Annotated in this window: 18 protein-coding genes, 1 tRNA gene and 1 other annotated feature; of the genes, 15 read left to right on the forward strand and 4 right to left on the reverse strand. The window is 63.8% G+C overall.

Annotated features, from left to right (window positions below; translation table 11 throughout):
* Window positions 1-34: 34 nt before the first annotated feature.
* Window positions 35-1,675, forward strand: coding sequence for a SulP family inorganic anion transporter (locus tag ACFWHB_RS04835; protein WP_368170482.1), 1,641 nt, complete (start codon window positions 35-37; stop codon window positions 1,673-1,675).
* Window positions 1,676-1,885: 210 nt separating this feature from the next.
* Here the strand turns inward: ACFWHB_RS04835 and ppk2 are convergent, their stop codons facing one another.
* From ppk2 to ACFWHB_RS04850, 3 genes are all read right to left on the reverse strand, one after another.
* On the reverse strand, window positions 1,886-2,710 hold the full coding sequence (ppk2, locus tag ACFWHB_RS04840; protein WP_106887873.1) for a polyphosphate kinase 2: 825 nt from the start codon (window positions 2,708-2,710) through the stop codon (window positions 1,886-1,888).
* Window positions 2,711-2,982: 272 nt separating this feature from the next.
* A tRNA-Arg gene (locus ACFWHB_RS04845) sits at window positions 2,983-3,059 on the reverse strand.
* Between the two features lie 50 nt (window positions 3,060-3,109).
* Complete coding sequence (locus ACFWHB_RS04850; protein WP_106886010.1) at window positions 3,110-4,264, reverse strand: flagellar assembly protein FlgT; 1,155 nt, start codon at window positions 4,262-4,264, stop codon at window positions 3,110-3,112.
* A gap of 285 nt (window positions 4,265-4,549) precedes the next feature.
* On the opposite strand from ACFWHB_RS04850, the gene ACFWHB_RS04855 reads away from it, so the two are divergent.
* Complete coding sequence (locus ACFWHB_RS04855) at window positions 4,550-5,170, forward strand: FlgO family outer membrane protein (RefSeq protein ID WP_106886012.1); 621 nt, start codon at window positions 4,550-4,552, stop codon at window positions 5,168-5,170.
* A 13-nt stretch (window positions 5,171-5,183) separates the two neighbouring features.
* Window positions 5,184-5,609, forward strand: coding sequence for an LPP20 family lipoprotein (locus ACFWHB_RS04860; protein ID WP_139745389.1), 426 nt, complete (start codon window positions 5,184-5,186; stop codon window positions 5,607-5,609).
* 473 nt (window positions 5,610-6,082) lie between these two features.
* On the opposite strand, the gene pheA is transcribed toward ACFWHB_RS04860, so the two are convergent.
* Window positions 6,083-7,255, reverse strand: coding sequence for a prephenate dehydratase (pheA, locus tag ACFWHB_RS04865; protein WP_234567745.1), 1,173 nt, complete (start codon window positions 7,253-7,255; stop codon window positions 6,083-6,085).
* Window positions 7,256-7,293: 38 nt separating this feature from the next.
* Window positions 7,294-7,416, reverse strand: a sequence feature (Phe leader region).
* A 165-nt stretch (window positions 7,417-7,581) separates the two neighbouring features.
* Between pheA and ACFWHB_RS04870 the strand changes: the two genes are divergently transcribed.
* The 12 genes from ACFWHB_RS04870 to ACFWHB_RS04925 all read left to right on the forward strand — a co-directional run bounded on the left by ACFWHB_RS04870 (window position 7,582) and on the right by ACFWHB_RS04925 (window position 18,685).
* Window positions 7,582-8,178, forward strand: coding sequence for an HAD family hydrolase (locus tag ACFWHB_RS04870; RefSeq protein ID WP_395949575.1), 597 nt, complete (start codon window positions 7,582-7,584; stop codon window positions 8,176-8,178).
* 151 nt (window positions 8,179-8,329) lie between these two features.
* Window positions 8,330-9,160, forward strand: coding sequence for a hypothetical protein (locus tag ACFWHB_RS04875; protein WP_395949576.1), 831 nt, complete (start codon window positions 8,330-8,332; stop codon window positions 9,158-9,160).
* Between the two features lie 94 nt (window positions 9,161-9,254).
* Complete coding sequence (locus ACFWHB_RS04880) at window positions 9,255-9,809, forward strand: DUF3157 family protein (RefSeq protein ID WP_106886017.1); 555 nt, start codon at window positions 9,255-9,257, stop codon at window positions 9,807-9,809.
* Between the two features lie 182 nt (window positions 9,810-9,991).
* Window positions 9,992-10,621: an autotransporter gene (locus ACFWHB_RS04885; protein ID WP_106886018.1), complete on the forward strand. Its 630-nt coding sequence runs from the start codon at window positions 9,992-9,994 to the stop codon at window positions 10,619-10,621.
* A 173-nt stretch (window positions 10,622-10,794) separates the two neighbouring features.
* On the forward strand, window positions 10,795-11,739 hold the full coding sequence (locus tag ACFWHB_RS04890) for a YbgA family protein (RefSeq protein ID WP_106886019.1): 945 nt from the start codon (window positions 10,795-10,797) through the stop codon (window positions 11,737-11,739).
* A 212-nt stretch (window positions 11,740-11,951) separates the two neighbouring features.
* Window positions 11,952-12,839 (forward strand): MerR family transcriptional regulator, encoded by an 888-nt coding sequence (locus tag ACFWHB_RS04895; protein ID WP_395949577.1) that lies wholly within the window; start codon window positions 11,952-11,954, stop codon window positions 12,837-12,839.
* The gene (gene phrB / locus ACFWHB_RS04900; protein ID WP_395949578.1) at window positions 12,836-14,260 is read left to right on the forward strand and encodes a deoxyribodipyrimidine photo-lyase; all 1,425 of its coding nucleotides are present in this window, start codon (window positions 12,836-12,838) and stop codon (window positions 14,258-14,260) included. The genes ACFWHB_RS04895 and phrB overlap by 4 nt, the downstream gene beginning before the upstream one ends.
* A 1-nt stretch (window position 14,261) precedes the next feature.
* Complete coding sequence (locus tag ACFWHB_RS04905; protein ID WP_168235653.1) at window positions 14,262-14,690, forward strand: nuclear transport factor 2 family protein; 429 nt, start codon at window positions 14,262-14,264, stop codon at window positions 14,688-14,690.
* On the forward strand, window positions 14,687-15,421 hold the full coding sequence (locus ACFWHB_RS04910; protein WP_395949579.1) for an SDR family NAD(P)-dependent oxidoreductase: 735 nt from the start codon (window positions 14,687-14,689) through the stop codon (window positions 15,419-15,421). Before ACFWHB_RS04905 ends, ACFWHB_RS04910 begins: the two co-directional genes overlap by 4 nt.
* Window positions 15,418-16,677: an NAD(P)/FAD-dependent oxidoreductase gene (locus tag ACFWHB_RS04915; protein WP_262111372.1), complete on the forward strand. Its 1,260-nt coding sequence runs from the start codon at window positions 15,418-15,420 to the stop codon at window positions 16,675-16,677. Before ACFWHB_RS04910 ends, ACFWHB_RS04915 begins: the two co-directional genes overlap by 4 nt.
* Window positions 16,674-17,429 (forward strand): DUF1365 domain-containing protein, encoded by a 756-nt coding sequence (locus ACFWHB_RS04920; protein ID WP_395949580.1) that lies wholly within the window; start codon window positions 16,674-16,676, stop codon window positions 17,427-17,429. The genes ACFWHB_RS04915 and ACFWHB_RS04920 overlap by 4 nt, the downstream gene beginning before the upstream one ends.
* The gene (locus ACFWHB_RS04925; protein ID WP_395949582.1) at window positions 17,429-18,685 is read left to right on the forward strand and encodes a class I SAM-dependent methyltransferase; all 1,257 of its coding nucleotides are present in this window, start codon (window positions 17,429-17,431) and stop codon (window positions 18,683-18,685) included. The genes ACFWHB_RS04920 and ACFWHB_RS04925 overlap by 1 nt, the downstream gene beginning before the upstream one ends.
* The last annotated feature ends 2 nt before the right edge of the window (window positions 18,686-18,687 follow it).

The following is an 18,687-nucleotide window of genomic DNA, read 5'->3' on the forward strand; positions in this document are numbered from 1 at the left end:
AGGGCCCATGGGGCCTGTGTTCATGGAGGATAAGATGTCATCACCCGCGTCGGCGCCAAGGCGCTCCCTGTCTGATCTGCTGGCCGGTGTCACAGCCGCAGCCGTCGTGCTGCCCAAGGCCATGGCCTATGCCAGCGTGGCCGGTCTGCCGGTGGCCGTCGGTCTCTACACCGCCTTGGTGCCCATGTTGCTCTACGCCCTGCTGGGCTCCTCCCGGGTGCTCAGCGTCAGCTCCACCAGCACGCTGGCTATCCTGACCGCAACCCAGCTCGGGCTGGTGGTGCCGGATGGGGATCCCGGTCGGCTGCTCACCGTGACCGCCACCCTGACCCTGCTGGTGGGGGCCATGCTGATGCTGGCGGCGGTGCTGCGGCTCGGCTTCGTGGCCAACTTCATCTCCCTGCCGGTGCTGGTGGGATTCAAGAGCGGCATAGGGTTGGTGATCATCCTCGATCAGCTGCCCAAGCTGTTCGGGGTGCACATCCAGAAGGAGAACTTCTTCCTGGATCTCTACCACCTGGCTCAGGCCCTGCCCCAGAGCTCCTGGCTGACCCTGGTGGTCGCCCTCGTCACCCTGGTGGTGCTGGTGTTCATGGAGTGGCGCTTCCCCCATTCCCCCGCCCCCTTGCTGGGGGTGGGCATAGGCATAGCCCTGGTGTGGGGTTTTGGCCTGAACGATGTGGGTGTCGCCATCGTCGGCAGCATTCCCACCGGCCTGCCCGCCCTGACGATGCCGGACCTGACTCTGGTGTTGCAACTGCTGCCGGGGGCGGCGGGCATAGCGCTGATGAGCTTCACCGAGACCATAGCCGCAGGGCGGGCCTTCGTGGGCAAGGGAGAGCCCGAGATCAATCCGAACCGCGAGCTGGTAGCCACCGGGCTGGCCAACCTGGGGGGCGCCTTCTGTGGCAGCATGCCAGCGGGAGGCGGCACCTCCCAGACCGCCGTGGTGCGCTCCGTCGGGGGCCTGAGCCAGTGGGCCTCCGCCGTCACCGCCGCTATGGCGCTGGCCACCATGATCTTCCTCGCCCCGCTGCTCTCCTGGCTGCCGAGCGCCACCCTGGCGGTGGTGGTCATCGTCTATTCGGTGGGGCTCATCCAGCCGGGGGAGTTTCGCAAGATAGGGCAGATCCGCATGATGGAGTTTCGCTGGGCCGCCATCGCCTGTCTGGGGGTGCTGCTGTTTGGCACCCTGGAGGGGATAGTGGTCGCCATCCTGGCCTCTCTGCTGGGGCTCGCCAGCCAGACGGCGCAGCCGCCCGTCTATGTGATTGGCCGCAAACCCGGAGAGGACGTGCTGAGGCCGCTGGCCGCCCGCCATCCCGATGACGAGACGATCCCGGGCCTGCTTATTCTGCGGCCTGAGGGGCGTCTGTTCTTCATCAATGTGCAGCATGTGGCGGCCCGGATCCGCGAACTGATCGAGACTCACCAGCCCGAGGTGGTGGTGCTGGACATGAGTCGGGTACAGGACGTGGAGTACTCGGCGCTGATGATGCTGATGGAGGGGGAGCAGCAGGCGCGCGCCCGGGGCGTCAGCCTCTGGCTGGCCGGGCTCAATCCCGGGGTGCTCGAGAACGTGCGCCGCAGCGGGCTGGCCGACCAGCTGGGGGAGAGCCGCATGCTGTTCAATGCCAGGGCGGCCATCCGCCAGTATCAGCAGAGCAGAGAGTAGGGGACGGGCCAGAGGCCCCCCAATGCCCTGTTCAATGCCAGGGCGGCGATTTGCCAGTATCAGCAGAGCAGGGCGTGAGGGAGCAGGGCAAGGGGCGAGCCAGAGGTTCCCCAATGCCCTGTTCAATGTCAGGGCTGCCATCCGCCAGTATCAGCAGAGCAGGGAGGGAGCAGAGCAAGGGGCGAGCCAGAGGCTCCCCCTTGACGGTGATCAGAAGAGTTCCGGGATCACCCGGAACGGGTGCTCCGAGGCCTTGACCTTGCCAATCTTGCGCTTGGGCAGCTTGACCGGCTCGGCTGGCAGCTCCTCGTAGGGGATGTGGCTCAGCAGGTGGGAGATGATGTTGAGCCGCACCCGCTTCTTGTCCTCGGAGCGGGCCAGGAACCAGGGGGCCCAGGCGGTATCGGTGGCGGTGAACATGGCATCCCGCGCCCGGGTGTAGTCATCCCAGCGATCGAAGGACTTGATGTCCATGGGGGAGAGCTTCCAGATCTTGCGCCCATCGTCGATGCGATCCCGCAGCCGTCGCTCCTGCTCCTCTGGCGTCACCTCCAGCCAGTACTTCAGCAATATGATGCCAGAGTCGACCATGGCCTGTTCCACCATGGGGGCCCCTGCCAGGAATTTGTCGCTCGCCTCCTGGCTGCAAAAGCCCATGACGCGCTCCACCCCGGCCCTGTTGTACCAACTGCGATCGAAGATGATGATCTCGCCCGCCGCCGGCAGGTGCGGAATATAGCGCTGGAAATAGAGCTGGCTCTTCTCCCGCTCTGTGGGGGCCGGCAGCGCTATGACCCTGAATACCCGGGGGCTGACCCGCTCGGTGATCGCCTTGATGGTGCCCCCCTTGCCGGCGCCGTCGCGCCCCTCGAAGACGATGCAAACCTTGAGCCCCTTGTGCACCACCCATTGCTGCAGCTTCACCAGCTCCACGTGCAGGCGACGCAGCTCCTTCTCGTATGCCTTGTTGCCAAGGGGCTTGGGCTCGGCGACCGGTACCGGCTGTTCAGCTTTGGATTTTTTTTTGCTAGCCATGATGTCCTTCTTGTTTCTCAAACGGATGAGGAGTGGCCGTCATCCTGAACGGCGCACTTCAAGCGTAGATGACGGCGCGCCGCCACCGGACGCGGCAAGCATCAGGGATGATCGGGATCATGGTTGATGGGGCTCACTGGGATTGTTGGTGGCAGGGAAATATTGAAGAGGGGGCGGGACGCAGCCGCCATGGATGCAGGTGGCGAAGGTCGGGAGAAGGCCAGAAAGGATCAAGGGGTTGGCATCTTGCGATACCAACCCCTTGTTTTGTTTGGCGTTCCCGACTGGAGTCGAACCAGTGGCCTGTCCCTTAGGAGGGGACCGCTCTATCCTGCTGAGCTACGGGAACCTTGTGGCGGGCATTATACAAGAAGCATTGTGCTTTTAAACCCTTGATTCCTATTCCAATACGGCCAGATCGCCGATTTGGACATTAAACGGCGAATATTTGTTCTGACTGCTGATGATGGCGCCATCCTCGAACACCTGCACCACCTCGAACAGGCCGTCGGCGGGGTTGCGCATCACCCTGGACTTGCCGTAGGGGTCGATGAAGTCGGCGCTGTGCTGGACCCGGAACTGATCCCCGAGCTTGACCCCGTTGCGACGGCCCAGGCTGATGTGGGGGCCCCGTTCGTGCTGGGCGACGATGCGGGCGGTGACGGGGGCGCAGGCGAGCTCGGCGATGATGTCCTGGGCCGCCTCCTTCAGCTGGTAGCTCACCTCCTGACCGTAGCTGGACTGCCAGAACTGGCCGCTGTTGCTGCCCACCAGCTCCCGCTTGGAGAAGGTCCAGTTGGCCCGGCCCTGATACTCCTTGCGCCCGAGCAGGCTGCCGTTGATGCCGTCGAACAGGTAGAGCTGCATGCGGAAGTTGCGGATCGGATCCTTATACCAGCTGGTCAGCTGGTTGCCCTGGGGCTCGAGGGAGAGATCGTCGATGCTGCCGAGCACCAGATACTGGCTGTCGGTGCGCAGGCTCAGGGCCTTGATCTCCTCGAGGGCGCTGCGATCTCCCTGCTGCAGGTGGAGCGGGTCTATGCGCAGGTTCTCGTCCAGCCACTGGCGGGCGACCACCCCCTGGGGCGCCGCCGCCAGGGTCTCGAACAGGCGGCGGGAGAGATCCGCCGGCATGTCGTCGAGGGCGCCCGTGCTCGCCTGATCCGGGTAGCGCATGCGCAGGCGCACCAGCGTCAAATCCTTGGCGTAGTGCTGGGTCTGGCAGATCTGGCGCTCGGCCTGGATGTCGGCCACCAGCGTGATGTACATGCGGCCGTTGCGCACCTCCTCGCGCTTGAGGCGGTACTGGCGAATGTCGCCGCCGGAGCGGATCTGGATCTGCTCCGAGCGCAGGCTGCCGTTCTCCAGGCGCTGGATGCTGGAGACGGACGCGCCGCTGGCCAGCAGGGCCTGACGCAGCGCATCCCGGGTCGCCTGCTCGCGGGCATAGACCTCGTCGCCTCCCAGAATGGCGGCACTGCCCTGGGCCTCTATGAGCTCGGCGCGGGCCGACAGACTGGCCAGCAACAGGGTTGACAGCAGTACAACTTTCATAACGTACACCTTGAATAGATGAACCCCTCTTGCGCCCCAGGGGACGGGTGAGCGGCTTCATGGACACTGGCCTGGTTTGCACCGGGTGCGCAAATAAAAGCAAGATCCATGCCTTGTTCCGGCGAAAGAGTGCGTGGCTCGCCGCATTTCCCGGTCCCAGCCTCTTTATTGGCGCCGCCCAAGGCCCTCTGGCGGATCATCGGGTGATCCTTCGCGCATTCCCGTCTCAAGTGTTGGCCGCTGCGACCGATAACAAGTCAGGTGTAGATACAGGAACAGGTATCCATGAACAGAATTATCACGGCGCTGGCGGTTGCGCTGGCGCTGGCCGGCTGCGGCTCGGCCGACCCCATCAACCGGGATCAAGGGGATCCTCGGCAGGCGGCCAAGGGGATGGAACTCAACTGGCTGGTGGCCCGCATGACGGATCAGCTGATGGAGCGCAAGTCGCTCACCACCCTGAGCGAGCCCATCGCCGTCGCCTCCTTCGTCGATCTCGACACCCTGAAAGACACCAACTGGATGGGTCTGCAGATCGAGGAGAGCTTCATCTACGAGCTGAACAGGCGCGGGGAAGTGGTGGTGGACTTCAAGACCACGGGCAGCATTCAAGTGACCCCCAGTGGCGACTTCGTGATGAGCCGCAACTACCGGGATCTCTCCGCCCGTCTGCCCATCTCCCGGATCCTGACCGGCACCTTCAGCCGCAATCAGCAGGGGATCCTGGTCAATGCCCGGATCATCGATCTGCGTACCAAGATGGTGGAGACCACGGCCCAGAGCCTGATCCCGCAACAATATCTGTCCGGCGCCAGCAACTCCTTTGGCCGGGCATCGGTCAACCGGGGTTATCTGATGCGGGGCGGCCAGAGCGCGTCCGGCCATCTGGTCAACCTGACCCCCTGAGGAGTAGACAGCCATGAGAATCCTGTTTGGCCTGATGATGGCCCTCTTGCTGACGGCGTGCAGCGGCAACCGGGTGGTGAACTATGACGTGGCCGAGAAGCCAGATGACTTCCCTGTGCTCAAGGCGGTGGGCTACGCGGTGATCGACATCCAGCCAGGCCCCTCCCAGTCGGAGAAGATGTTGCAGGCGATCCGGGCGTCCAAGATGGATGCCTACCGGGAGCTGGCGGAGCAGCTCAACGGCCAGCAGGTGCGCGGCCAGAGCAGCTACAAGGACTTGACCCAGACCTCCAACTCCCTGGATGTGTCTGTGGCCGGTATGGTGCGCGGTGCCCGTGTGGTGGCGACCTATCCCCGTGGCAACACCTATGCCACCGAGCTGGAGCTCGATACCCGCAACCTCTATCACCTGAACCAGCTGATGGCAGGTCAGTTCTAGCGCCAGAAGCAGGACTCCATCCTCTATCACCTGAACCAGCTGATGGCGGGTCAGTTCTAGCGCCAGAAGCAGGACTCCATCCTCTATCACCTGAACCAGTTGATGGCCGGTCAGTTCTAGCCCCGGAAGCGGGGCTCCATCCTCTATCACCCTGGCTGGCAAGTTATGAGCCAGCCGACAGGGGTAACAAAAAGGCGAGCTATGGGCTCGCCTTTTTGTTGTCCGGGGGCCGGGTCGGCTGGGGGCAGGAGCGGGGTTGGCAATCCGTCAGCTTGAGTCTGGGGCCCGGTTGGCGACCTAAGTCGTATACCTGGAGTGAATGATATTTGTGTGTCGTTCAGTTTTTCAGAACGCTTAGTCGGGGGGCTGGGTAGCCGATGGCGGTCAATGTGGCTGTGGCGCCTCCCGCGAGAGTTGGGAGGCAGAAAAGAGAGAGGCGAGCCTGATGCTCGCCTCTTGCCGTTCGGGGTGGCTTAGCTGCCCATCAGTACCGGCGGCACTGCGGTCGGCTTGACGTCTTCGCTCGGGTAGCAACCCAGCACCTTGACGTAGCGGGTGATCTTGGTCAGCTCCAGCAGGGCGGCCTGCATGGCCGGGGTCTGCAGGTTGGCGGAGACATCGAGATAGAACATCTCTTCCCAGGGATTGCCCTGCACCGGACGGGATTCCAGCTTGGTCATGTTGATCTCGTGGCTGCGCAGCACCAGCAGCGCCTCCACCAGGGAGCCCGGCTTCTGGGAGGTGGACATGATGAGAGTGGTCTTGGCCGGGATCTGGGGCGCCACGTCTATGGGCTTGCGCGCCACCACGATGAAGCGGCTGTAGTTCTCCTTCTGGTTGGCGAGCTGCTCGGCCAGCACGTCCAGCCCGTAGAGTTCGCCGCCTGCGGCGCTGCCGATGGCGGCCGCATCCGGGCTCCCCAGCTCCTTCACCTTCATCATGGCGCTGGAGGAGGAGTCGCAGATCTCGTGGCGCGCCCCTTCCAGCTTGCTCAGATAGTGGGAGCACTGCTGGAACACCTGGGGGTGGGCGTAGAAGGTCTTGATCCGGGATAGCTCGGTCGGCACTGCGGTGAGGATGCAGTGCTCTATGGGGTAGGTCAGCTCACCGACGATGGAGAGGGTGGTGTGCTGCATCACGTCATACACCTCGTTGATGGAGCCCGAGCTGGTGTTCTCTATGGGCAGCACCCCGAAGGCGGCGCGCCCCGACTCCACTGTGTCCAGCACCTCGCGGAAGTTCTGGCAGTTCACCTCTATCACCTGATCCTTGTAGCGCGCCAGGTACTTGCGGGCGGCCAGGCTGGAGTAAGAGCCGCGCGGGCCCAGGTAGGCGACGCTGGTCATGGGCTCCTGCTGCTGGGGGTTGAGCAGGCTCTGCAGATAGGCCTGCTGGGAGAGCACGGAGTCTTCGATGATGGTGTGGTAGATGCGGGTGATGTACTGGGCATCCAGCCCGAGGGCACGCCCCTTCTGGATCAGGGCAACCAGCAGGTCCTGTTCCCGCTGGGTGTCGCGGATGGGACGGGGATTGGCCTGCTTGGCGCGGGCAACCTCGATGCTGAGGGTCTTGCGCTTGGCCAGCAGGGCGAGCAGCTCCTGATCCAACTGGGTGATGTCTTGTCTGATCTCGTCGAGCGTAGCCATGGTGGTTCCCTATCCAAATAATCGAGTGTGGTTGCTGCAAAAAAAAGCCTCCGCTGGGGGAGGCTCGATTCGTCTTTGCTTTCTGTTGATGCGACGACAGGGCCTTCCCTTATGAGGGCCGGATAAACGAGAAAGCAAAGAAGAATGTTGTGTGCATGATGTTGTCCTGAAGGTAACGTCATAACCATTAAGGGATTTGGCACGCCGATGCAAGTAAAACTTGCCCGGGGGCGTTGAACGGGGCAGGGTAGGTGGTCGGGATCCATGGCCAAATGAGTGCCACACCGGTCCCGTTGTTTCTGGTCAATGAGAGGGGAGACGAGAGGATGGCGATTATCTTCGATCTGGGACGGGTGGTGGTGAGCTGGGACCCGGTTGGCATAGTGCGCTCGGTGCGGGGACCGGATGGCGCCGAGGCCCTGGCGGAGCTGCTGTTCAACCACCCCGACTGGCTGGAGGTGGACAGGGGCACCCTCTCCCTGCACGCCATGGCCCGCCAGGCAGAGGAGCGCACCGGCTTGCCGGCGGCGGAGAACCTCGCCATCTTGCAGGCGGTGCCCGCTTCTTTATTGCCGGATCCCGCCATGGTGACCCTTATCGAGGCGCTGCACAGTGCCGGTCACCGGCTCTACGCCCTCTCCAACATGGGCCATGCCAGCATCGACTGGCTGGAGCAGCAGGATTTCTGGCGCTTCTTCAGCGGCAAGGTGGTGTCGGCCCGGGTGCGGATGCTCAAGCCCGAGCCCGACATCTACCGCTATCTGCTGGTGTCGTTCGACCTCAAGGCTGGGGAGTGCTTCTTCATCGACGACAGCCCGGCCAATGTGGCGGCGGCCCGGGCGCTCGGCCTGCAGGGCATGGTGTTCACCGACGCCCCCGCATGCCGCCGGCAGCTGGTCGAGCAAGGATACTTGCCCGCCTGAGGGGGATGGGGCCCTTCGCCGGGCCCGGAAAATTAAGGGGGCTGATTCGCATCTTGAGCGAATAAAGAACAACTTTGTCCCCATTCTTTAAGTGTCTATTCAGCTTTGTCATCGCAAAATAACATCCTATTCATCATCCGGAGCCGTTGTTATGGATGCCAATGTAGTCGCGCTGAATCGGGGATACGATCAGCTTTTTCAGGCCAGGGAACAGAGGCTCATCAATACCCTGGCCGGTTACGGCGAACTGCTTGTCTCCTTCTCCGGCCGACTGGAGTCCTGCTACAGCATGGATCTGTGCCGGGCCAGCGGGGTCCGCTTTCGGGCCATCACCCTGGACAACCCGACCCTCAGCCGCAAGGCGGTGGCCCGGGCCAAGCGCTATTGCAAGCACTACGGCATAGCCCATCAGGTGATCAAGACCAACGAGATGATCTTCAGCGTGCACCTCGGCCACCTCGCCGAGGTGACGGATCCGGTGCGCTACCTCTGTCAGCAGCTCGAACACGATGACGGCCCCCCTATCCTGATGTCGGCCTCGGCGGAGGAGATGCGGGAGTATCTGCGGCGTTTTGACAGCGTGCCGGCCAATACCCTCTGGATCTTTGCCGAGCAGGGCATGACCAACCGGGACTTTCGCTATGGCTTCCACAAGCGCCAGCTGGCCCTGTGGGGAGCGGGGGGAGAGGCTTGCCTGAGCCAGCGCTTCTCCGATATCGAATCCCTGGACCGGCGTCACCTGCGCATGGTCGACATGGCCGAGCAGATGCTGTTCGACATGGGACTGGACGGAGCCCAGGTCTTCTTCCATACCCTGGCGGACAGGGTCACCACCCTGGCCAGGGTCAGGGTGCCCCAGCGCATGCGGGCCCTGGTGTTCGACATGCAGCCGAGCATCCAGAAGGCGCTGCAGAGCGCCCAGTTCGATCTGGTGACCCTGGACATGGTATCGGGGGAAGATCCCCAGCTGCTGGTCATCTGATCCCGGCCTGGCCCGTAACGTGAGTCGGGTCATAGGCAAGGGCAGCCCGACTCTTTATACTGCTCCCTCTGCATCCCTATCGAGTCATCTGCCCATGAAACCCTTGTCCAGACTGCTGCTTGCCCTCTGCCTCTCCCCCATGCTGGCCCAGGCCGCGCCCCTGACCCAGGTCACCCTGGCCGATGGCCGTCAGGTGCAGCTCAACGATGATTTCACCTGGGAATACCTGCTGGTCAAGCCCGCCGAGGCGAGCCCAGGCAAGACGGTGACGGCGAGCGTGGCGGCGCCCGTGCTGACCGAGCAGGCCCTGGCCAATCCCGACCTGCTCGCCCAGGCGACCCGGGACGGCATCACTGTGACCCTGAACCAGGTGGAGGGCGAGGATCCATTGCGCCTGCAATTCATGGTGAGCAACACCGGCAGCCGCAACGTGGTGCGGGTCAACGGCAGCCTGACCCTGTTCAGCGCCGAGGGCGTGCAGCTCTCGACCCAGCCGGTGCGCTTCTGGGTCGGGGAGAACCGTCTGCCGGAATCCTATCTGCGCAAGGGCGAGCAGCGTCCGTCGCGGGCCATCGAGCTGGCCCGTCCGGCCAATCTGACCGGCAAGCCGCTGGTGCGGGTGCAGATCGACGAAGTGGAATTCCGCTAGGATGGCGGCGGGGACGGGCAGGCCCGTCCCCCATGGAGTGTTGCTCCGGTAACCGCCAGCAATATCTGCTTACATCTGACATGGTTTGGCAACAGCTTGCCGCTCGGCACCTCCCCCCTTGCCCGTCACAATGACTCCATTCCAGTTAGGTTCCGCCTAACTCAACAATCGGAGTCAACAAAATGCAAAAGCTCGCACTGTCTGTTCTGGTTCTGGCCGGCCTCTCTTCCACCTCTGTCCTGGCGCAAGATGCGTTCAGCTACGCCAAGGGTGCTGCCACCTGGGCACACACCAAGTCCGACTACGTTGGCGGCAAGGACAGCAACAACCGCGATTTCGGTGGTCTGAGCCTGGATCTCTCCAAGAGCTTCGGCTCCAACTTCTACGGCCGTTTCGGCTCCGAATACAGCTCCCGCAACAGCGGCAATGACAGCATGGCCATCTCCAATCTGGGTATGGGGGTCTTCACTCCCCTCAGCACCGGCCTGAACCTGTATGGTGAAGCGGGTCTGATGGGCTACAGCATGGAGCGCGAGCTCGCCTCCAACGTGAACGACAGCGGCTGGGACAACATCACCCGCAAGAGCAGCGGCAGCCTCTACGGCGAAGTGGGTCTGCGCTACGACATCGGCGCCGTCGAGCTCTCCACCGGCTATCGCTACGCCAACATGACCGACGACATGCATGACTTCAAGGCGGGTGCCGCCTACAAGGTGAGCCAGAACCTGGCCCTCACCGCCGATTACACCTATCGCAACTGGGATCTGCAGAAAGGATCCATCACCAGCCTGGGTGTGAAATACAGCTTCTGATTTCCCTGTCTGTCGTGACCTCCATCTTGCCCATGACCCCGGTCATGGGCTTTTTTATTTTCCGGTGATCCTGTTTCCCCCCTTGTGTCGTATCGGTCCGCAATAGTTATACAACTTTCTTTTCTTTGTATAACTGCTATAACTGGTTCAATGCTTATACAAGGGGCGTCATCATGTACAAGATCAAGGTCGGTATCAGTGCCTGTCTGCTGGGGCAGGAAGTGCGGTTCGACGGGGGCCACAAGCGCTCCAGTTTCTGCGAACGGGATCTTGGCGCTCACTTCGAGTATCACCCCGTCTGCCCCGAGATGGCCATCGGCCTCGGCGCCCCCCGCGCCGCCATCCGCCTGGTCAAGCGCCATGGGGAGGTGCGGGCCGAGGCGAGCAACGGCAGCTTCGACGTTACCGACAAGCTGATTGCCTTCAGCGAGCAGAAGGCTCGCCAGCTCGACTTCCTCTCCGGCTACATCCTCTGCGCCAAGTCACCCAGCTGCGGCATGGAGCGGGTGCGCATCTATGGCGCCAACAACGAGGGGAGCGCCAAGGAGGGAATTGGTCTCTTTGCCAAGGCCTTGATGGAGGCCAACCCATTGCTGCCGGTGGAGGAGGATGGCCGCCTGTGCGATCCCATACTGCGGGAGAACTTCGTGCTGCGGGTCTTTGCCTATCACGACTGGCAGCAGCTCTGCGCCAGCGGGATCACCGCCGCCGCCCTCATCCGCTTTCATTCGCGCTACAAGTATCTGGTGCTCTCCCACGCCACCACCCACTACCGCACCCTCGGCAAGCTGCTCGGCAACCTCGGCAAGGCCAACCTGCAGGAGGTGGCCGACAGCTACATCAAGGGCTTGATGGCGGCCCTGACCCTGCGGGCAAACCGCCGCAGCCACACCAATGTGCTGATGCACCTGCAGGGCTATTTCAAGCGGGTGCTGACCCCGGCCCAGAAGCAGGAGCTTGCCGACACCATAGACAAGTACCGCACCGGCATCTTCCCGCTGCTGGTGCCGCTCACCCTGATCCGCCACTACCTGCGGGAATACCCCAATACCTATCTCGCGGAGCAGGTCTATCTCAATCCCCATCCCGATACGCTCAAGCTGCGTTACGGGCTTTGAGAATGGCCAGATCAGGTCTACCCAAACCCCATCCCGATACGCTTAAGCTGCGTTACGGGCTATGAATATTGGGCTGATTACGTGGGTTCAGGTCTATCCAGAGACCCGCATCCCGATACGCTCAAGCTGCGTTACGGCCTCTGAATTCGCTTGTTGCCCCGACGCTGGCCCTGCGTCGGGGAGCTTCACACCTCTGTTTGATGGACGTTGTCATGTCTGATTTACCGCAAGAAGTTGCTCCTCTGCCTGAGGAGGGGATCTACCCCATCCGCGAGGTCTCCCGCCTCACCGGGGTCAATGCCGTCACCCTGCGTGCCTGGCAGCGCCGCTACGGTCTGGTGCAGCCCGCTCGCACCGACAAGGGGCACCGCCTCTATAGCGAGCAGGATATCCGCCAGATAGGCGAGATCCTGAGTTGGCTGGAGCGGGGAGTGAGCATAGGCCAGGTCAAGGGGCTCCTGAGCGATCCCCAGTCCCAGCCGGTGAGCGATCACTGGCAGCAGACCCTGGAGCAGTTCAGCCAGGCGTTGCTCGTCTTCAACCAGCGCAAGGCGGAGGCCGAGCTCAACGATCTGCTGGCGAGCTATCCCTTCGAACTGGTCCGCAGCAGGGTGCTGCAGCCGCTGGTGGAGCGGCTGCTGGGCCTGTGGCGCGAGCGACCGGATGGCGAACTGCTGCAACAGGTGTGGCTGGGCTGGCTTCACACCCGCTTCGCCCGCCACCTCATAGAGCAGGAGAAAGGCGTGCCGGTCACCCTGGCAAGCTGGGGCCAGGTAGGCCCGCTCGATCTGGTCTGGTGCGCCTACGAGCTGATAGGTCAGGGCTATGAGGTGCAACTGCTGGGGGCGGTGGAGCCGCGCCACGTCGCCCTGCTGGAGGGACGGGCTGCCACCCCCTGGCGGGTGCTGCTGGGGGCCGGGCTGGGCAAGCCGGCGCTGGCCGCCGACTGGCCTGCCGGTACCCGGCTCTTTGGCGAGCTGGGGCGACTCTATGACGCTGAGTGGCTGGCCGCCCACGGCTGGCGGGCGACCCTGGCCGAGGTGATGGCAGACAAGCCTGCCGCGCGCGGCTTGGGCGGGCGCGGGAGCAAAAAATCATGAGGCTGGTCTGGTTTCGCAATGACTTGCGCCTGGCCGACAACCCGGCCTTGCGTCATGCCGGCGCCGATGAGGAGCCGGTAGCGGCCCTCTTTGTCATCTCGCCGACCCAGTGGCGGCAGCACAAGATGGCCCCCATACGTCAGCGCTTCCTCCTGGCCCAGGTCGATGCGCTGGGCCTCGAACTGGCGGCCCTCGGCATAGAGCTTCATCTGCTGCGGGTCGAGACCTTTGCCGAGGTGCCTGCCGCGCTTGCGAGCCTCTGCCGCGAGCTCGGCGTCACCCGGCTCTACGCCAATCAGGCCATCGAGCTTGACGAACAGCGCCGGGACCATGGCGTCACCGCAGCGCTGGCAGAGCAGGAGGTGAGTTGCCACTGGCTCAACGGCTGCTGCGTGCTGCCACCGGGGCGGGTGCTGACCGGTTCGAGGGAGATGTTCAAGGTCTTCACCCCCTTCAGTCGCGCCTGGCTCAAGGCCCTTGATGAGGATGGCTTCGTCATCCACAGAGCCCCGGCGCCGCGGGGCGACTCCCTGCCCTGGCAGCCGCTCGCCGAGCGGGGCTTTATCGATGAGGCGCTTGGGGAGACGACCCCGGATCCCCGCTGGCCCGTGGGGGAGGCCGAGGCCCTGCGGCGACTGCATGCCTTCCTGGATCAGGGGGTGCTGGACTACGGCGAGACCCGGGATTTTCCGGTTATGGCGGGCACTTCCGTTCTCTCTCCCTATCTGGCGGCGGGCATCATAAGCCCCCGTCAGTGCGTGGCAGCCTTGCAGCAGCGGCTCGGCGGCCGGCCCCAGTCCAAGGCGCAGCCCGGTTTCGTCTGGCTCAACGAGCTCATCTGGCGCGAGTTCTATCGCCACCTGCTGGTGCTGGTGCCAAGCCTCTCCATGAACCGGCCCTTCAAGCCCGAGACGGCGGCCCTGCCCTGGAGCTGGGATCCGGATGCCTTCGCCGCCTGGTGCGAGGGGCGTACCGGTTACCCCATAGTCGACGCCGCCATGCGCTGCCTCAACGCCACCGGCTGGATGCACAACCGGCTGAGGATGATAGTGGCGAGCTTCCTCACCAAGGATCTGCATATCCACTGGCGGCTCGGGGAGGATTACTTCATGAGCCGGCTGATTGACGGGGATCTGGCAGCCAACAATGGCGGCTGGCAGTGGGCGGCGGGCACAGGCGCCGATGCGGCCCCCTATTTTCGGGTGTTCAACCCGACGACTCAGGGGCAACGATTTGATCCACAAGGGGACTTTATCCGTACCTGGGTATCTGAGCTTGCCGATCTGCCAGCCACCTATGTGCACCAGCCCCACGACTGGTTGCGGCTCAAGGGGCGGCAGGACTACCCGGCGCCCATGGTGGATCATGCCGTTGCACGGGTGAGGGCCATCGAGATGTTCCGTGACCTGGAGAAGAAATAACATGAACGACGCGCTGGCCCACTTCATCGTCCTCTATCTGCAACTGGACAAGCATCAGTTGCACCGCCTGCCGGAGATCTATGCCGATCAGGTGGTGTTCATCGATCCGGCCCACCGCATCGAGGGGCTGGCCGCGCTCACCCGCTATTTCTCCTCCCTCTACGGGCGGCTCAAGGAGTGCCGTTTCGAGATCACCAGCCGGCAGCAGCAGGGCAATGAGGCCTGGCTCAGCTGGGTCATGATCTTCGCCCATCCCAGGATCGCCGGCGGGCGACCCGTGCGGGTGGAGGGTGCCACCCGGCTGCAGTTCGATGCCTGGGGCAAGGTCTGCCTGCACCGGGACTACTTCGATCTCGGCGCCATGCTCTACGAGCAGTTGCCGCTGCTCGGGCCCGTGGTGCGCACCATCAAGGGGAGGCTGGGGACATGAGCGGACGTGTGCTGATCACCGGGGCCACCTCCGGCATAGGTCGCCAGCTGGCGCTTGACTACCGACGCTCTGGCTGGCAGGTGTGGGGCTGCGGCCGCGACGGCGAGCGGTTGCAGGCATTGGCGCATGAGGGGATCACCCCCCTGCAGTTCGATGCACGGGACAGCGCCGCCACGGCAGAGGTTGCCGCCGGCCTGCCCACGCTGGATCTGCTGATCCTCAACGCCGGCAACTGCGAGTACATGGATGTAGCCGAGGGATTTGATAGCGCGCTGTTTGCCCGGGTGATAGAGACCAACCTCGTCGCCACCGGTCACACCCTGGCCGCCTTCCTGCCGCGGTTGGCGGCAGGATCACGGCTCGCCATCGTCAGTTCCTCTGTCAGCTGGCTACCCCTGCCAAGGGCCGAGGCCTATGGCGCCTCCAAGGCCGCCCTCGACTATCTGGCCGCCACCCTGCGTCTGGATCTCGCGGCTCTGGGCATAGGGGTGACCCTGATCCGCCCGGGCTTCGTGCAAACGCCACTCACCGCGAAGAATGATTTTCCCATGCCCTGTCTGGTGACGGTGGAGGAGGCTTCCCGCGCCATCATGGGCGGGCTGGCCGCCGGTCGTCACCAGATCCACTTCCCCCGTCGCTTCATCTGGCTGCTGCGCCTGCTGGGGGCATTGCCGACCGGGCTCTGGCTGCGGCTGGGGCGCACTCTCATCTCGAAAGGATCCCCTTCATGAAGAAAAAGATTGCCATCATAGGTTCCGGGATCTCGGGTCTCAGCGCAGGTTTTCTGCTCCACAAGCTGCACGACATCACCTTGTTCGAGGCGGCCCCCCTGCTCGGCGGTCATACCGCCACAGTGGATGTCAGCCTGGCCGGTCGCAGCTATGCCATCGACACCGGCTTTATCGTCTTCAACGATCGCACCTACCCGAATTTCCTGAAATTGCTGGAGCGGATCGGGGTGGCGCGCCAGCCCACCGAAATGAGCTTCTCGGTCAAGAGCCCCCAGGGGCTGGAGTACAACGGCCACAATCTGGATACCCTGTTTGCCCAGCGCAGCAACCTGCTGAGCCCGCGTTTCTACCGCTTCGTCGCGGAGATACTGCGCTTCAACCGGGAGGCTCGCGCCTGGCTGGCGGAGCTTGGGCGCCACGGCGGTGGCAGCGAACCTACCCTGGGGGATTTCCTGCAACTGGGGGAGTTCAGCGACTACTTCGCCCGTCACTACATACTGCCCATGGGGGCGGCCATCTGGTCCTCCACCCTGGCGGACATGCGCGCCTTTCCGCTGGGCTTCTTCCTGCGTTTCTTTGCCAACCACGGCCTGCTCGATGTGGCCAATCGCCCCCAGTGGTACGTCATTCCGGGCGGCTCGCGGGAATACATAGGCCCGCTCACCGCAGGCTGGCTGCCGCGGATCCGGCTGGCCTGCCCGGTGCAGGGGATAAGGCGCACAGCCGAGGGGGTACTGGTCCAGAGCGGCTACGGGGAGGAGCAGTTTGACGAGGTGATCCTCGCCTGTCACAGCGATCAGGCGCTGGCCCTGCTGACGGATGCGAGCGAAGGGGAGCAGGCCATTCTCGGGGACATGGCCTATCAGGCCAACGACGTCTGGCTTCACACCGATGTGAGCTGCCTGCCTGCGCGGCAAAAGGCCTGGGCCAGCTGGAACTATCAGCTTGGGGATGACGACGAGGCACGCCCCCTGGTGAGCTACAACATGAACATCCTGCAGGGGATAAGCTCGCCGCAGCCTTTCTGTGTCAGCCTCAATCCCCAGGGCCGGGTGGATGAGAGCAAGGTGCTGCGCCGCTTCGTCTATCATCATCCGGTCTTCAATCAGGCCTCCATCGCCGCCCAGCAGCGGCGGGCCGAGATCTGCGGCCGGCAGCACACCCATTTCTGCGGTGCCTACTGGTACAACGGCTTTCACGAGGACGGGGTGCGCAGCGCCCTGGACGTGGCCAGTCGCTTCGGAGCCAGCCTATGAAGGCCGCCGGCGACACCATGGACACCATCAGCGCCATCTGGCAGGGCTCGGTGCGCCACCGCCGTTTCGCGCCGCGCAGCCACGCCTTCTCTTACGGCCTCTTCATGCTGGGGCTGGATCTGGACGAACTGCCGGGGCTCAGCCAGGGGCGCTGGTTTGGCGTGGAGCGGGCGGGGCTGCTCTCCTTTCGCCGAAGCGATTATCTGAGTGGCAGCGAGGGCAGCCTCAAGCAGGCGGTGTGGGACAAGGTGGCCGCCCTTGGCGGCAGTGCCGAGCCGGACGGTCGGGTGCTGCTGCTTGGCAACGTGCGATGCCTGGGCTTCTACTTCAGCCCGGTCAACTTCTACTTCTGCTACCGGGAGGGGGAGGCGCGCTATCTGCTGGCGGAAGTGTCGAACACCCCCTGGAACGAGCGCCACTACTATCTGCTGGATCTGGCGGCCCTGGCGCCCCAGGACAAGGATTTTCACGTATCCCCCTTCATGGGGCTGGCCATGCGCTACCACTGGCGCATCCGGGCGCCGGCGCAGGAGACGCTGATCCATATCGAGAGTCATCCGACGTCCGGCGAGGCCAAGCTGTTCGACGCCACTCTGGCGCTGCGCCGCGAGCCGCTGTCGCGCAAGGGGCTGGTGGCCCTGCTCGCCCGCTGGCCCTGGATGACCCTCAAGGTGCTGCTCGGTATCTACTGGCAGGCCCTGCGTCTTTTTATCAAACGAACACCTATATTCACCCATCCGGAGAGCCGCTAATGGAACTTGCTCAATCAACCCTCTCTGCCTCCTTCATCGACAAGGGGGCCAGGCAACTGCTGCTCAGCCTGCTGGGACGCCTCGAACAGGGGCAACTGCTGCTGCGGGACGGCAACGAGCGCCACAGCTTCGGGGTGGCGGGCACAGATCTCCATGCCGAGGTGATAGTGCAGGATCCTGCCTTCTATCGCCGCCTGTTGCTGGGGGGCAGCATTGCCGCCGGTGAGACCTGGGTGGAGGGGCTCTGGACCAGCCCGGATCCTGTGGTCCTGGTGCGGCTGCTGGCCCGCAACCTGACGCTGCTCGACACCCTGGAGCGGCGGCTAGGCTGGCTCAGCTTCCCCTTCAACAAGGTGCGCCACTGGCTCAATCGCAATACCCTGACCGGGTCGAGATCCAACATCGCCGCTCACTATGATCTCGGCAATACCCTCTATCAGGGCTTCCTCGACAGCCACATGCAGTATTCGAGCGCCATCTACCCGAGCGCCGAGGCCAGCCTGGAGCAGGGGCAGCAGGCCAAGCTGCGCACCATCTGCGAGCGGCTCGAGCTGGGGCCGGAGGATCACCTGCTGGAGATAGGCACCGGCTGGGGCGGCCTGGCTGTCTATGCCGCCCGCCATTACGGCTGCCGGGTGACCACCACCACCATCTCCCAGGCCCAGCATGACTACGCAAAAGAGTGGATTGCCCGGGAGGGGCTGGGGGATCGCATCACCCTGCTGCTGGAGGATTATCGCAAGCTGGAGGGGAGCTTCGACAAGCTGGTCTCCATCGAGATGATAGAGGCGGTGGGGCACGCCTTCCTGCCGGACTACTTCCGCCAGCTGTCGCGCCTGCTCAGACCCGGCGGCCGCCTGCTCATTCAGGCCATCACCATAGCCGATCAGCGCCACGCCCAGTATCTGCGCGGTGTCGACTTCATCCAGCGCTACATCTTCCCCGGCGGCTGTCTGCCGAGCGTCTCCCAGATGGCGGGGCTGCTCGCCCGGGAGACCGACATGCAGCTGGTGCGGCTGCACGATCACGGCCACCACTACGCTCGTACCCTGGCCCACTGGTGCGAACGCTTCCTGGCGCTGGCCCCGGAGTTGCCAAGGCTCGGCTACAGCCAGGATTTCATCCGGTTGTGGCACTTCTATTTCGCCTACTGCGAGGGGGGCTTCTGGGAGCGGGCCATCAGCCTGGTGCAGCTGGAGGCGGCCAAGCCGGGCCCGCTCGGCTGGTCCGGTGATCTGCCAGTGAGCAGTCACTGACC

This window comes from Aeromonas mytilicola subsp. aquatica (assembly GCF_044336385.1).
Taxonomy (GTDB): Bacteria; Pseudomonadota; Gammaproteobacteria; order Enterobacterales; family Aeromonadaceae; genus Aeromonas; species Aeromonas rivipollensis.